Origin of the sequence: Luteibacter pinisoli, from assembly GCF_006385595.1 — a bacterium.
In the GTDB taxonomy this organism is placed as follows: domain Bacteria; phylum Pseudomonadota; class Gammaproteobacteria; order Xanthomonadales; family Rhodanobacteraceae; genus Luteibacter; species Luteibacter pinisoli.
The window spans coordinates 4,204,811-4,219,056 of record NZ_CP041046.1 but is presented as its reverse complement, the minus strand read 5'-3'; the positions used below and the strand labels follow the sequence as shown (position 1 = coordinate 4,219,056).

General features: G+C 66.7%; 11 protein-coding genes. 5 read left to right on the top strand and 6 right to left on the bottom strand.

The features are described from left to right. Positions 1-67: 67 nt before the first annotated feature. Positions 68-595 (bottom strand): gluconokinase, encoded by a 528-nt coding sequence (locus FIV34_RS19205; RefSeq protein WP_139985099.1) that lies wholly within the window; start codon positions 593-595, stop codon positions 68-70. An 87-nt stretch (positions 596-682) separates the two neighbouring features. On the opposite strand from FIV34_RS19205, the gene ltaE reads away from it, so the two are divergent. Then, positions 683-1,696, top strand: coding sequence for a low-specificity L-threonine aldolase (gene ltaE, locus FIV34_RS19200; protein ID WP_139985098.1), 1,014 nt, complete (start codon positions 683-685; stop codon positions 1,694-1,696). On the opposite strand, the gene FIV34_RS19195 is transcribed toward ltaE, so the two are convergent. From FIV34_RS19195 to FIV34_RS19180, 4 genes are all read right to left on the bottom strand, one after another. After that, complete coding sequence (locus FIV34_RS19195) at positions 1,690-2,445, bottom strand: N-acetylmuramoyl-L-alanine amidase (protein WP_139985097.1); 756 nt, start codon at positions 2,443-2,445, stop codon at positions 1,690-1,692. The genes ltaE and FIV34_RS19195 overlap by 7 nt on opposite strands. A 5-nt stretch (positions 2,446-2,450) precedes the next feature. Further along, entirely contained in the window at positions 2,451-2,903 is a 453-nt protein-coding gene (locus FIV34_RS19190; protein WP_139985096.1) for a hypothetical protein, read from the bottom strand. A gap of 92 nt (positions 2,904-2,995) precedes the next feature. Beyond that, positions 2,996-4,114 (bottom strand): cell division protein ZapE, encoded by a 1,119-nt coding sequence (zapE, locus tag FIV34_RS19185; RefSeq protein WP_139985095.1) that lies wholly within the window; start codon positions 4,112-4,114, stop codon positions 2,996-2,998. Beyond that, a complete protein-coding gene (locus FIV34_RS19180; protein ID WP_139985094.1) occupies positions 4,111-4,806 on the bottom strand; it encodes an alpha/beta hydrolase in 696 nt (231 codons plus the stop codon). Before FIV34_RS19180 ends, zapE begins: the two co-directional genes overlap by 4 nt. Before the next feature lie 48 nt (positions 4,807-4,854). On the opposite strand from FIV34_RS19180, the gene FIV34_RS19175 reads away from it, so the two are divergent. After that, a complete protein-coding gene (locus tag FIV34_RS19175; protein ID WP_139985093.1) occupies positions 4,855-5,439 on the top strand; it encodes an acyl carrier protein phosphodiesterase in 585 nt (194 codons plus the stop codon). A gap of 66 nt (positions 5,440-5,505) precedes the next feature. On the opposite strand, the gene FIV34_RS19170 is transcribed toward FIV34_RS19175, so the two are convergent. Continuing rightward, positions 5,506-6,039: a c-type cytochrome gene (locus tag FIV34_RS19170; protein ID WP_246058686.1), complete on the bottom strand. Its 534-nt coding sequence runs from the start codon at positions 6,037-6,039 to the stop codon at positions 5,506-5,508. A gap of 311 nt (positions 6,040-6,350) precedes the next feature. On the opposite strand from FIV34_RS19170, the gene FIV34_RS19165 reads away from it, so the two are divergent. From FIV34_RS19165 to FIV34_RS19155, 3 genes are all read left to right on the top strand, one after another. Beyond that, positions 6,351-7,598 (top strand): efflux RND transporter periplasmic adaptor subunit, encoded by a 1,248-nt coding sequence (locus FIV34_RS19165; RefSeq protein WP_139985092.1) that lies wholly within the window; start codon positions 6,351-6,353, stop codon positions 7,596-7,598. A 75-nt stretch (positions 7,599-7,673) separates the two neighbouring features. Further along, entirely contained in the window at positions 7,674-10,916 is a 3,243-nt protein-coding gene (locus tag FIV34_RS19160) for an efflux RND transporter permease subunit (protein ID WP_139985091.1), read from the top strand. Between the two features lie 136 nt (positions 10,917-11,052). After that, the gene (locus FIV34_RS19155; protein ID WP_139985090.1) at positions 11,053-14,175 is read left to right on the top strand and encodes an efflux RND transporter permease subunit; all 3,123 of its coding nucleotides are present in this window, start codon (positions 11,053-11,055) and stop codon (positions 14,173-14,175) included. The last annotated feature ends 71 nt before the right edge of the window (positions 14,176-14,246 follow it).

Genomic DNA, 14,246 nt, shown 5'->3' with positions numbered 1-14,246 from the left:
GCGATCCGGGGGGAGGGGACCCTTATATGAGAACACGCGCCGCCACGCCGCGCACGTGACAGCCGCTTTAGCCGCCGGGGACGGGCCGGGTCGCGCGGCGCGCCTCGGCACAACCGGCGCGGATCACCTTCTCCACGATCGCCGCCGGGGCGTCGGTGGTCTCGATCCACACCGCTTCGCTGCGCGAGGGCTCTTCCAGGGTGGCCAGCTGGCTGTCGAGCAGGGCGGGATTGAAGAAGTGGCCGGGGCGATGGCCCAGGCGCTCGGCCAACAGCTCGCGGCTGGCGTGCAGGTACACGAAGCGAACATCGTCGTGGCCGGATCGCAGGAAGTTGCGATAGCGGCGCTTGAGCGCCGAGCAGGCCAGCACGAGGGACACGTGGTTGGCCCGGTGCTCGTCCATGACGGCCACGATCGCCTCGAGCCAGGGCTGGCGGTCGGCGTCGTCCAGCGGAATGCCCGCCGCCATCTTGTCGCGGTTGGCCTGGGGATGGAGGCTGTCGCCGTCGATGAAGGGCAATCCGAGGTGGGCCGCGAGGTCGCCGCCTATCGTGCTCTTGCCGCTGCCGGAGACGCCCATGACGATGGTGATCATGGGTAAAGCATGGCGTGACGTGGGCTACGGATTCGTGAACGGGCTGGCGTACCATCTGCCGCTGGCCCCACCACCTTTGACACCCCCATGCGAACGATCGACCTGCGCAGCGACACGGTCACCCAGCCCGCCGAGGCCATGCGCGACGCCATGCTCCGCGCGCCCGTAGGCGACGATGTCTACGGGGAAGACCCCACCGTCAATGCCTTGCAGGACCGCCTGGCCGCCGAGCTCGGTTTCGCGTCGGCGTTGTTCGTGCCCACCGGCACCCAGAGCAACCTGCTGGCGCTGATGAGCCATTGCGAGCGCGGCGACGAATACATCGTCGGCGGGGACGCCCACACCTATAAGTTCGAAGGCGGCGGTGCGGCGGTGCTGGGTTCCATCCAGCCCCAGCCCATCCCGCAGGCGGCGGACGGCACCCTGCCGCTGGACAAGGTAGAGGCCGCGATCAAGCCGGTGGATCCGCACTTCGCCCGCACCCGGCTGCTGGCGCTGGAGAACACCTGGCACGGTCGCGCGCTGCCTTTCGAATACCTGGCGCAAGCGCGCGAGCTGGCCACCCGTCGCGGGCTTGGGTTCCACCTGGACGGTGCGCGCCTGTACAACGCGGCCACCGCCTACGGCCGTCCGGCACGTGAGGTCACCGCGGGTTTCGACAGCGTGTCGGTCTGCCTGTCGAAGGGCCTGGGCGCTCCGGTCGGATCGGTGCTGCTCGGCGACAGCAAGCTCATCGACCGCGCACGGCGCTGGCGCAAGGTCACCGGTGGTGGCTGGCGCCAGGCGGGCATGCTGGCCGCGGCAGCGATGCATGCGCTGGACCATCACGTGGCGCGCCTGGCCGAGGACCATGCGCGCGCCAGGCGCCTGGCCGACGCTTTGAGCGCCATCGATGGCCTCACGTTGCAGGGCTGCCATACCAACATGGTTTTCGTCGACGTGCCAGCGCCCCGCCTGCAGGATCTGGCGAAACACATGGCCACCCACGGCATTCGCCTCAGCATCGGCTACCTGCCGTCCATTCGCCTGGTGACGCACCTCGACATCGATGACGAAGGGGTCGAGCGTACCGTCGACGCGTTCCGCAGCTTCCGTTACTGACGCGGCGCCATCAGCTTGCGCTGCAGCGAGTACAGGATGGAGGCGTCGGTGGGATCGAGGGTATCGGTTTCCATCGCCCGGTAGTGGCGGTGGAAGGCGATGATGGCGTTGCGCGGATTGGAGACGTCGTAGCCCACCAGGCGCATGGCCGCGAGGCTGTCGAAACCTGGCGGTGCCGGCGTCAGCGGTGCGTCGAACCAGAGGCCGAAACCGTAGCCGGCCAGCGTGGCCCAGGGGAACTGCACGCTGGGGTCGTCCTTGCGACCGGGCGCGATGTCGCCGTGGCCGACAATGGCGGTGCGCGGAATGCCGAGGCGCGTGGTGACATCCGCGAGCAGGCGGATCAGCGCGTCGATCTGCGGCTGGGTAAACGGTGAGTGGCCGTCGTTGTCGATCTCAATGCCGATCGACGATGAATTCAGGTCGGTCATGTCGCCCCAGCGTGATGCGCCGGCGTGCCACGCACGGTTGCCTTCATCCACCAGCTGGTCGATGCGTCCATCCATCTCGACGAGGTAGTGCGCACTGACCTCGCCCTGGCTGTTATGCGTCTTCAGGACGCGCAGGGAGGCCTGCGCGTTGCCGATGGACGTGTGGTGCAACACGATGAGCTGTGCCTTGCGCGCGTTGAAGTTCGGCGAAGGCGACCAGTGGGCGAGGGCGCTGCGTTGCGGCGCGACGGCTGGCGCAGTGGCACAGCCGGCTAGCGTGGCGAGAAGCAGGATCACAGCGCACAGGCGGATCCCCATGGCCGTCAGTCCGCCGCTTCGACGCGGAAGTCGCTGCTGGTGATCACCCAGGCGATGCCGTCGCCCGTCTCCGGTTCGTTGATCAGGTCATCGGCGGTCGCGACGACGATCTGCAGGTCGATGCAGTCGCGGCCTTCGCTGAGCCATTCGGTTTCATCCTCGAGGACGAAGCCGCTGTTATGCAGCGCATCGCGAAGCGCGCGGAACTCCGTGTTCTTGAGCTCGATGCCCTTGTGCGTGAGCGAGCCACCCAGGACTTCGATGTCGCACAGCTTGCCGTCGAGGTAGCGCAGGCGCAGCCAGTCGTCGCTACCGCTGGCGTACTCGTCTTCGTCGCCCCAGATGGTTTCGGTGGGCTGGCCAAGCGCCGCGCGCACGGCGCTGCGCTGCATGCCGAAGAAGATCTCGGTGTCGTCGTGGCGAATGCCACGGCCAGGAACCAGTTCGCAATGCATCATGGTGTTTCTCGTCTGAAGTGTCGCGGCAATCCCGCCCGGATAGAATCGTTCGCATCCCATGGTTGCGAACAGGCGGCGTCGCCCACGTCAACTCACGGTTTGTGCTCACGTCCCAGGTAGTCTTCGCTCTGCATCTCGATCAGACGCGACTCCGTCCGGCCGAACTCGGCACGCACGCGCGTGCCATCGTAGAGCTCCGTGATCGGCGCCGCCGCCGATAACGCCAACTTTACGTGGCGATCGTAGAACTCGTCTACTAGCAGCACGAAACGCTTTGCCTCGTTCTCCGTGAAATCGGTGAACTGGGGGACGCCCGACAGGATGACCGTAGGATAGGTGCGCGCCAGTTCGATGTAATCGGTGACCGCGCGCGGGCCTTCGCACAACGCGGCGAAATCAAACCAGATGACATCCGAGGCGCGTCGGCGCGTCGGGATCTCGCGGCCATTCACCGTGATCGAGCCGGCGTCTTCCACCTCGCCCTGCACCTGCGTCGAAAAGATCTTCGCGAGTGAGCGCTCGGCCTCGGGGCCGGGCGGCACGAGGTACACCGAGGCCTGGCTGAGCGCGCGCAGGCGCCAGTCGCGCGGCGATGCCATCTCGTGCACCACGCAATGTTTTTCCAGCGCGGCGATGGCCGGCAGGAAGCGCGCGCGCTGCAGGCCGTCCTTGTAAAGGTTGGCGGGTACCGTGTTCGACGTGGTCACCAGGGTGACGCCACGCGAGAACAGGCCTTCGAGAAGGCCGGCCATGATCATCGCGTCACCGATGTCGGAGATGAGAAATTCATCAAGGCACAGCACGCGGTGCTTCGCGGCGATGCGGGCCGCGACCTCGTCCAGCGGATTCTGGCGTTCACCCAGCTCGCGCAGGGTGGCGTGCGTTTCCTGCATGAAGCGATGGAAGTGGCGACGCAGTGCCAGGCCCGGCGACAGGCTCGACACGAAGAGATCCATGAGGAACGTCTTACCGCGGCCGACGCTGCCCCACAGGTACAGGCCCTTCACCGGCTCGCGCGACGCGTCGCCGCCGAGCATCGACTTCAGGCGGCCGAACAGGCTGCCGCCCGGGTTTTCCGCCGGCTGGCAGAGCGCCGCATGCATGCGGTCGAATTCGGCCAGCGTGCCCAGCTGCGCCGGGTCGGATTCCCAGCGGTGGCCCGTCACCCCGTCCCGGTAGCGCTCGCCGGGGGTCAGTTCCGTGCAGCTCATGCGTCCGCCGGCGCCGGGGGCCAGTCTTTCACGGTGTGCCTGATCACGCCGCGCAGGTCCATGAGGCGGCGATGGAAGAAGTGGCTCGTCTCTTCCATCTTCACCAGGGTGGGGCGCTTGTCCTCGGGGAGGCTGTCGACCCAGTCGTACACGGCCTGCGGCTCGACGATCTCGTCCGCATCGCCCATCACCACCAGCCAGGGGCAGGAGGGCAGCTCGAGCGGGCCGAAATCCCAGCCGCGGCCGGCGGCCGGCGGCGCGATGCTGATCAGCGCGCCGGCGCCCAGGGCTACGGCGTTGCGCAGGGTCACGTAGCTGCCGAAGGAGAAGCCGGCTAGCCAGAGCGCGGCGCCGGGCCGCACCTTGCGCGCCCAGGCCACCACGGCGGCCAGGTCGTCGCTCTCGCCATGGCCCTGGTCGAAGTCGCCCTCGGACCGGCCCACGCTGCGGAAATTGAAGATGACCGTGTCCACGCCGGACTCGCGCAGGGCGCGTTCCACCATGGTGACCACCTTGTTGTGCATGCTGCCGCCGTCCGTCGACAGCGGGTGGCAGATCACGGCGATGGCGTCACGGCGGCCTTCGGTGGCGGCCTTGGCCTCGCATTCGAGCTTGCCCGCAGGGCCGGCCAGCGCGAAGCTCAGCGTTTCGTCCGGAAACACTTCCGGCGCTGTAGGTAGAAGATCAGTCATGCCCACCATGATACCCGCTGCCCGCGTGAGTCGCGCCGGAGCCAGGCAGTGAACGTACTGGCCCACGCCCTGCTGGCTGGCGGTGATGCCGGGCTGCGCCTGGGTGGCGTCATGGGCGATTTCGTCCGTGGCACGCCCGATGACTCGCTGCCCCCGCGGGTGGTCGACGGGATCTACCTGCATCGGGCCATCGACGGGTACACCGACAGCCACCCGGCCGTCCGGGCGGCGCGGGAGGCCTTCGAGCCGCCGTTCCGGCGCTACGCCGGGATTTTCCTGGATGTCTGGTTCGACCACTGCCTGGCCCGCGACTTTGCACGCTACTGCCCGACACCCCTGCAGGCCTTCTCCGACAACCTGCGGGCGGAGCTGCATGCCGCCGACCCCATCCTGCCGGAGGGGCTGAAGCGGTTCCTCTCTTATATGGATGCGAATGACCTGCCGGCGGGCTATGCCCAGCGCGATCGCGTGGCGGCGGCCCTGGCCGGGTTGTCCCGGCGGCTGTCGCGGGCGAACCCGGTGGCCGAGTCGGTGCCGCTGCTGGTTGGCCACGACGCGATGCTTCGGGCGACCTTCGCTGGGTTTTTCCCGCAGCTTCAGGCGTTTGCGTCGGAGTGGGTGGCCTCGCGCTGAGCCTGGCCCATGAAAAAAGCCGCACCCAGGGGGCGCGGCTTTCTCAGGCAGGTCGATGGCCGGGGCTTATTTGGCCTGGTCGACCATCCACTTCACGGTGTTGGTCACCTGCTCGTCGTTGAGCGACGGATTGCCGCCCTTCGCGGGCATGTGGTTGCCGTCCGGGCCGGTGTAGCCCTCGATCGCATGCTTGATCAGGGTGGCCGTGCCCTCGGCGATGCGAGCGCCCCAGGCGCCCTTGTCGCCCAGCTTCGGCGCCCCTGCCACGCCTGCCGTATGGCAGCTGTGGCACAGGTTGTCGTAAATCGTCTTGCCGTCCGTGCTGCCGCCGTACGCCACCTGGGACGCCGCCAGTTTCGCCGCCGCCTCCTGGGCCGCCAGCATGGCCGCACGGCCGGTATCACCGGCGTAGACGGCGCCCACGGGCGCAATTCGCTGCTCGGTCCGCTTAGCCACGGCCGGGTCCTGCTCCTTCGGAATGTTGGAGTAGATGGCGTAAGCGAGCACCATCAGGACAAGGGCGAGAAGACTTAAGCCGGCTGTAAGCCACGAAAATTGTCGGATGAAGTTCTGGTCGGACTTGCTCGGAGAACCACTCACGCATTGACTCCCATCGAGATTGGGTGTGCCGTCCCCCTCCCCGGGATCCGGCTTGCCTGGCGCCTGACGGCGGTCGAACCGCCCGAGTATAACGGAACCTTCGCATTCGTCAGCGGTCCCCGTCGAAGCGTCCGTAGCATGCCGTCAGTCATGGGGTACCCCTGTCAACCGGCATTGTTCAACCCCGTTCCCCTACACCTATATTTGTCGCCGCCGAACGTTAACGTTTTCAGGGTATAAAGCCCGCGGCGCCCGGCGCGCCCCCGCAGGCAGCCCCGGGCCGCCGACCGGATTCTCATTGGGAGTTTTACATGTCGCGTTTTTGGAAAATCGCGCTGGCCGTCATCGCTGTCGTCGTGATAGCGGCCGTCGTCATCGTCCCCCGCATGCACAAGGGTGGTGCAGATGCCCAGGCGGCATCGGCCAACGGCGAAGGCGAGGGCAAGGACCAGCCACCGGTACCGGTCACCGTCGTGCCCGTCGCCGCGCAGGACGTGCCTGTCTACCTGAGCGCCACCGGCACGGTGCAGGCGCGCAACCAGGTGACGGTCAGCCCGCAGGTGGGCGGCCAGCTCATGAAGCTGAACTTCACCGAGGGCCAGGAAGTGAAGCAGGGTGACGTGCTCGCGGAGATCGACCCGCGCACCATCCAGTCGCAGTACGACCAGGCCACGGCCAAGCTCAAGCAGGACCAGGCCCTGGCCGCCACCGCCAAGAACAACCTCGAGCGTTCGCAGAACCTCGTGAGCAAGGGCGGCCAGCAGTACGTGTCCAAGCAGGACCTGGACAACCTGAAGAACACCCTGGACCAGGCCGCTGCCACCGTGGTGGCCGACCAGGCCTCCATCCGCGCCGCGCAGGTGCAGCTGGGCTTCACCAAGGTCATCGCCCCGATCACCGGCCTGGCCGGCATCCGCGGCGTGGACGTCGGCAACATCATCACCACGACCACCTCGATCGTGACGCTGACCGAAGTCCATCCGATCTATGTGACGTTCACCCTGCCGGAAAAGAACCTGGACATGGTTCGCAGCGGCATGGGCAGCGACGGCGGCCAGCTCATGGTGGATGCGCTCGACCGCATCGACGCGCACGTGGTCAGCACCGGCAAGCTCGAAGTCATCAACAACACCATCGACACCACGACGGGCACCTTCCGCCTGCGTGCCCTGTTCGATAACCAGAAGACCGAGCTGTGGCCGGGCCAGTTCGTCAATGCGCGCCTGAAGGTCCGCACCGTGCCTAACGGCCTGGTGATCCCGGCCCAGGCCGTGCAGCGCGGCCCGGATGGCGACTACGTCTACCTCGTGCAGGGCGACAACACCGTCAAGATGCAGGCCGTGGAAACCGCCAGCGAAGTCGGCGACAGCCACGTCATGATCGGCAAGGGCCTGAAGCTGGGCGACAAGGTGGTGACGGAAGGCCAGTTCCGCCTGAAGCCGGGCTCGAAGGTGCAGCCGCTGGCCCCGGGCCAGGTGCCGGCCGCGCCGACGGCTGAAGAGCTGCAGAAGGCGAAGAACAAGAACTCGGGCCGCCAGGGCGGTCGCCGCGGCGGCTAACCCTCGACGGGAGCGGCGCGTCCATGAGGGACGCGTCGCCAACGGGCCACACGGCCCAGACACCAGGATTGCAACGTGGGTTTCTCGACACTCTTCATCCGCCGTCCCATCGCCACCTCGCTGCTCATGGTGGCGGTGCTGCTGCTCGGCATCCTCGGCTACCGGCAGCTCCCGGTTTCGGCGTTGCCCGAAATCGACGCGCCCAGCCTCGTCGTCACCACGCAGTATCCGGGTGCCTCGGCCAGCACCATGGCCGCGCTCGTCACCACGCCGCTGGAGCGCAACTTCGGCCAGATCTCCGGCCTGAACATGATGAGCTCGGACTCGTCGGCGGGCCTGTCGACGATCGTGCTGCAGTTCAACATGGACCGCGACATCGATATCGCCGCGCAGGACGTGCAGGCGGCGATCAACCAGGCGCGCGGCACGTTGCCTAACAACCTGCCGTACCCGCCGGTGTACAACCGCGTGAACCCGGCCGATGCGCCGATCATGACGCTGATGCTCACCTCCGATACGGTGCAGCTGCGCGACGTGAACAACTACGCCGATTCGATCATCGCGCAGAAGCTGGCGCAGGTGCAGGGCGTGGGCCTCGTCTCCATCGCCGGCAACGTGCGCCCGGCCGTGCGTATCCAGATCAACCCCGCGCAGCTGGCCAACCTCGGCCTGACGATGGAAGACGTGCGCAGCTCGCTGACGCAGGCCAACGTCAACGCGCCCAAGGGCACGCTCAACGGCAAGACCCAGTCCTACAGCATCGGCACCAACGACCAGCTCGCCACCGCCGCTGACTATAAAGACACGATCATCAGCTACACCAACGACTCGCCGGTCCGCCTGAAGGACGTGGCGAACGTGGTCGACGGCGTGGAGAACGACCAGCTGGCCGCGTGGGCCAATGGCAAGCCGGCCGTGCTGCTCGATATCCGCCGCCAGCCGGGCGCGAACATCGTGCAGACAGTGCAGTCCATCCGCCAGACGATCCCGGACCTGCAGAAGGTGCTGCCGGCGGACGTGCACCTGAAGGTGTTCTCCGACCGTACCATCACCATCCGCGCGTCGGTCGAGGACGTGCAGTTCACCCTGATCCTCACCATCTGCCTGGTGGTGGCGGTGATCTTCGTGTTCCTGCGCCGCCTGTGGGCCACGGTGATCCCGTCGGTCGCGGTGCCGCTGTCGCTGATGGGCACGTTTGGCGTCATGGCCTTCGCGGGCATGTCGCTGGATAACCTCTCGCTCATGGCGCTCGCCGTGGCCACCGGCTTCGTGGTGGACGATGCGATCGTGATGATCGAGAACATCGTGCGCTACATCGAGCAGGGCCAGGACGCCAAGACGGCCGCCGAAGTCGGCGCCAGGGAAATCGGCTTCACCGTGCTGTCGTTGACGGTGTCGCTGATCGCCGTGTTCCTGCCGCTGCTGCTGATGCCGGGTGTCACCGGCCGCCTGTTCCACGAATTCGCCTGGGTGCTCACCATCGCGGTGGCCATCTCGATGCTGGTGTCGCTGACCCTGACGCCGATGATGTGCGCCTACCTGCTCAAGGCCGACCAGCTGCCGGACGCGGACGACGCGCACGAGCATGCCACGGCCTCCGGCAAGCACACGGCGTGGTCGCGCATCGTCGAAGGCTACGCCGGCAGCCTGGACTGGGTGCTGGCGCACCGTCCGCTCACCATGCTGATCGCCGCGCTGTCGGTGGCGCTCACGGTGGTGCTGTACATCATCATCCCGAAGGGCCTGCTGCCCGAGCAGGACACCGGCCTGATCACGGCCGTGGTCCAGGCCGACCAGAACGTCGCGTTCCCGCAGATGGAGCAGCGCACGCAGGCCGTGGCCAACGCCCTGGCGAAGGATCCCGCCGTGTCCGGCGTGGCCGCCTTCATCGGTGCCGGCTCGATCAACCCGACGCTCAACCAGGGCCAGCTCTCGCTGGTGCTGAAGGATCGTGGCGACCGTGACAGCCTCGACGACGTGCTGCCGCGCCTGCAGAAGGCCGCTTCGCAGATCGCCGGCGTGGCCCTGTACCTTAAGCCGGTGCAGGACGTGACGCTGGACAGCCAGGTCTCGGCCACGGAATACCAGTACTCGCTGTCGGACGTGAACTCGATCGAAGTGGCGGGTTACGCCAACCAGATGACCTCGGCCCTGCGCAAGCGCAAGGAACTGGCCGATGTCGACAACAACCTGGCCGACCAGGGCACGGCGCTGAAGCTCACCATCGACCGCGACACGGCCAGCCGCCTCGGCGTGCCGGTGCAGACGATCGATGACACGCTGTATGACGCGTTCGGCCAGCGCCAGATCTCGACGATCTTCACCCAGCTCAACCAGTACCGCGTGGTGCTGGAGGTGTCGCCGGAGTTCCGCAACAGCGCCGACCTGCTGAACAAGCTCACGGTGCGCGGTAACGGCAATGGCGCGCTCACCGGCTCGAACGCCACCAGCTTCGGCCAGGTCGCGTCGAGCAACTCGGCCACGCCGGCCGGTATCGGCAACACCGGTAACGTCGGCTTCCAGGTGGGTGCGGGCGGCACGATTCCCATCGCCTCGCTGGCCAGTGCGCAGGTCACCACCGCGCCGCTGGTGGTCACCCACCTGCAGCAGCTGCCGGCGGTCACCATCTCGTTCAACCTGGCGCCGGGCTATTCGCTGTCCGAAGCGGTGTCGGCCATCCACGAGGTGGAGAAGGACCTGAACTTCCCGCCGCAGGTGCGTGGCCAGTTCATCGGCAAGGCCGCGGAGTTCTCCTCCTCGGTGGGCGACGAAGTGCTCCTGCTGCTGGCCTCGATCATCGTCATCTACATCGTGCTGGGCGTGCTCTATGAGAGCTATATCCATCCGCTGACGATCATCTCGACCCTGCCGCCCGCGGGTGTGGGCGCGCTGCTTGCACTGCTGATGTGCGGCATGACGCTGTCGGTGGACGGCATCGTGGGCATCGTGTTGCTGATCGGTATCGTGAAGAAGAACGCGATCATGATGATCGACTTCGCCATCGAGGCGAAGCGCACCGGCATGAACGCCACCGATGCCATCCGCCGCGCGTGCCTGCTGCGCTTCCGTCCGATCATGATGACCACCGCGGCCGCGCTGCTCGGTGCGCTGCCGCTGGCCCTGGGCAACGGCATCGGTTCGGAGCTGCGCAAGCCGCTGGGTGTGTCCATCGTCGGCGGCCTGCTGCTCTCGCAGCTGGTCACCCTCTACACCACGCCCGTGATCTACCTTTACATGGAGCGGTTCTCCGACTGGCTCGCCGAGCGCAAGCGACAACGCGCGCTGGCACACCATGCCCAGCCACGGCCTGCGGACTGATGCAGGCCGGGCCAGGGCTCCATGGCTCACTCTTCTTTCGCCGGACGGGCTCCCGTCCGGCGAAACCTTTTTCCGGGTCACGCGTTGGTAATGGATTCCCCCGCGTTTTTCCCCGCCCCTTGAAGCGTCCCGTTTAATGAATATTTCCGGCCCGTTCATCCGCCGTCCCATCGGCACCTCGCTGCTTGCGATCGGTGTCTTCGTGATCGGCCTGATCTGTTATTCATTGCTGGGCGTGGCCGCGCTGCCGAACATCCAGTTCCCGGCCATCTTCGTCCAGGCGCAGCAAAGCGGCGCGGATGCGAGCACGATGGCTTCCACGGTCGCGGCGCCGCTGGAGCGCCATCTCGGCCAGGTGCCTGGCGTGGAGAGCATGCGCTCGAACAGTTCGGAAGGCAGTGCGTTCGTGCTGCTGTTCTTCCAGAACGGCACCAACATCGACGCCGCCGCGCGCGACGTGCAGTCCGCCATCAACGCCGCGCAGCCGGATCTTCCCGCCGGCCTGCTCAACGCGCCGTCGTACCAGAAAGCCAACCCCAACGACGATCCGGTGGTGGTGCTCGCACTCACCTCCGATACCGTCGCGCCCACCGACCTCTACAACGTCGCCGATTCGATCCTTGCGCAGCGCCTTCGCCAGCAGGAAGGCATCGCTTCGGTGGATATCGCCGGCTCGGCCACGCCCGCCATCCGCGTGGACGTGAACCTGCGCGCGCTCAATGCGATGGGCCTGTCGCCGGACCAGCTGCGCAACGCGCTCACTGCCGCCAACGTCACCTCGCCGCAGGGCTTCCTGTCCAACGGCAAGACCACCATGGCCGTGGTCGCCAACGATTCGCTGCACAAGGCCGACGAGTTCGCGCGCCTGGTCATCGGTGTGAACAACTCCACGCCGATCCATCTCTCCGACGTGGCCAAGGTGTACGACGGCCAGCAGGATGCGTTCCAGGCCGCGTGGTTCAACGGCAAGCCCGGCATCCTGATGTACGTGTACCGCAAGCCGGACGCCAACGTCATTGAAACCGTGGATCGCATCAAGGACATGATGCCGACGATGCAGGCCTGGTTGCCGAAGGGCGTGCAGCTGCATTCGTTCTTCGATGGCACGCCGACCATTCGTGCGTCGCTGCACGAGGTGCAGGCCACGCTGATGATCAGCCTGTGCATGGTGATCATGACCATGGCGCTGTTCCTGCGCCGCCTCGCACCCACGGTGATCGCCGGCCTGGCGGTGCCGTTGTCGCTCGCGGGCGGCTTCGTGGTGATGTACGCGTTCGGCTATACGCTCAACAACCTGACGCTGCTGGCGCTGGTGATCGCCATCGGCTTCGTCGTGGATGACGCGATCGTTGTTATCGAGAACGTCATCCGGCACATGGACGAGGGGATACCCCGGTTCGAGGCCGCGCTGCTCGGTGCGCGCGAGATCGGCTTCACCATCGTCTCGATCACCGGCTCACTGATCGCGGTGTTCATCCCGCTACTGCTGGCGCCGGGCGTCATCGGCATGTTCTTCAAGGAATTCACGGTGACGCTGATCGCGGCCATCGTGGTGTCCATGCTGGTCTCGCTGACCCTCACGCCGTCGTTGTGCGCGCACTTCCTCACGGCACATGCCTCGGATGAACCGGAGTCGCGCCTTGGCCGCGCCCTGGAACGTGCGCAGGATCGCCTGCTGGCGCTCTACCGCGTGTGCCTGGACTGGACGCTGCGCCACCCGTTGCTCATGGCGCTCACGCCGCTGGTGCTCATCGGCATCACCATCGTGTTGTTCGGCATGGTGAAGGGCGGCTTCTTCCCACCGCAGGACACCGGCCTGCTGGCTGCCCGCGCCACCTCGAGCTCCACGGTATCGTTCGGCGAAATGAAGGTGCGCCAGGCGCGCCTCACTGAAATGCTGCTGGCCGACCCGGACGTGAAGTCCGTCGGCTCGCGCCTCGGCACCAGTCGTACCGGTTCCACCGGCAGCTTCAACATCGAGCTGAAGACCACGGCCGAAGGTCGCAAGGACACCACGTTCGACGTGGTCGATCGCCTTTCCGCCGCGGCCAACAAGTATCCGGACCTCAACCTGCGCCTGCGCCCCATCCAGGACCTGCCCACCGGCGGCGGTGGCGGCAGCTCGCAGGGCGGCCAGTACTCGGTGTCGCTGAAGGGCAACGACCTGGGTGAGCTGGAGGAGTGGCTGCCCAAGCTGGTCGAGGCGCTGAAGAAGAACCCGATCCTGAAGGACGTGGGCAGCGATATCGACGCCCAGGGCCTGCGCCAGAACATGGTGATCGACCGCGATACCGCCGCGCGGCTGGGTGTGTCCATCGGCAATATCGATGGCGCGCTGTATAACGCCTTCGGCCAGCGCGCGGTGTCCACCATCTATTCGGACATCAATCAGTACCGCGTCATCGTCAATGCGCTGCCGAACCTCGCGGCGACGCCCGAGGCGCTGAACCAGCTCTACGTGCGCGCCAACAGCGGCGCCATGGTACCGATCTCGGCCGTCACGAAGCAGGAGCCGGGCCTCGCACCCTCGCAGATCGTGCACGAAGACCAGTACACGAGCATGGGCGTCAGCTTCAACCTCGCGCCGGGCGCGAGCATGGGCGAGGCGATGGAAGCGATCCAGCGGACGATCAGCGGCATGCGCATGCCGGGTGACATCCGCCTCGACGCGGGCAGCGACTTCCGCCGCTTCCAGCAGTCGCAGAGCGACATGCCGCTGCTGATCCTTGCCGCGATCATCGTGGTGTACCTGCTGATGGGCATGCTGTACGAGAGCCTGATCCATCCGGTGACGATTCTTTCGACGCTGCCGGCCGCGGGCGTGGGTGCGCTGGCGGCGCTGGTCATTACCGACACCGAGCTGTCGGTGGTGGCGATGATCGCGCTGGTGCTGCTCATCGGTATCGTCAAGAAGAACGCGATCATGATGATCGACTTCGCCCTGGTGGCGCAGCGCGACCATGCGTCGACGCCGACGGAGGCCATCCGCGAGGCCTGCCTGATCCGCTTCCGCCCGATCATGATGACCACCATGGTGGCGATCCTCGCGGCCCTGCCGCTGGCCATCGGCCTGGGTGAAGGCTCGGAGCTGCGCCGCCCGCTGGGTATCGCGATGATCGGCGGCCTGATCATCTCGCAGAGCCTGACGCTGCTCTCCACGCCGGCCCTGTACGTCATCTTTGCCTGCCTGTCGGACCGCTGGAAGGCGCGCAAGGCGCGGCGCAAGGAGCGTAAGGCCCTGCGCGCCGCGCGGGCCTGATGTTGCATCCGCAGCAAAGGTGTCATGCGGCGGGGTCGCTTTCCCCCGCCGCCTGATCCGGGCCACAATGG

Excerpts from the sequence above, each read along its gene's own strand:
- ltaE (WP_139985098.1), top strand. The coding sequence starts at position 683 with ATGCGAACGATCGACCTGCGCAGCGACACGGTCACCCAGCCCGCCGAG.
- zapE (WP_139985095.1), bottom strand. The coding sequence starts at position 4,114 with ATGAGCTGCACGGAACTGACCCCCGGCGAGCGCTACCGGGACGGGGTG.
- FIV34_RS19195 (WP_139985097.1), bottom strand. The coding sequence starts at position 2,445 with ATGGGGATCCGCCTGTGCGCTGTGATCCTGCTTCTCGCCACGCTAGCC.
- FIV34_RS19180 (WP_139985094.1), bottom strand. The coding sequence starts at position 4,806 with ATGACTGATCTTCTACCTACAGCGCCGGAAGTGTTTCCGGACGAAACG.
- FIV34_RS19205 (WP_139985099.1), bottom strand. The coding sequence starts at position 595 with ATGATCACCATCGTCATGGGCGTCTCCGGCAGCGGCAAGAGCACGATA.
- FIV34_RS19155 (WP_139985090.1), top strand. The coding sequence starts at position 11,053 with ATGAATATTTCCGGCCCGTTCATCCGCCGTCCCATCGGCACCTCGCTG.
- FIV34_RS19190 (WP_139985096.1), bottom strand. The coding sequence starts at position 2,903 with ATGATGCATTGCGAACTGGTTCCTGGCCGTGGCATTCGCCACGACGAC.
- FIV34_RS19165 (WP_139985092.1), top strand. The coding sequence starts at position 6,351 with ATGTCGCGTTTTTGGAAAATCGCGCTGGCCGTCATCGCTGTCGTCGTG.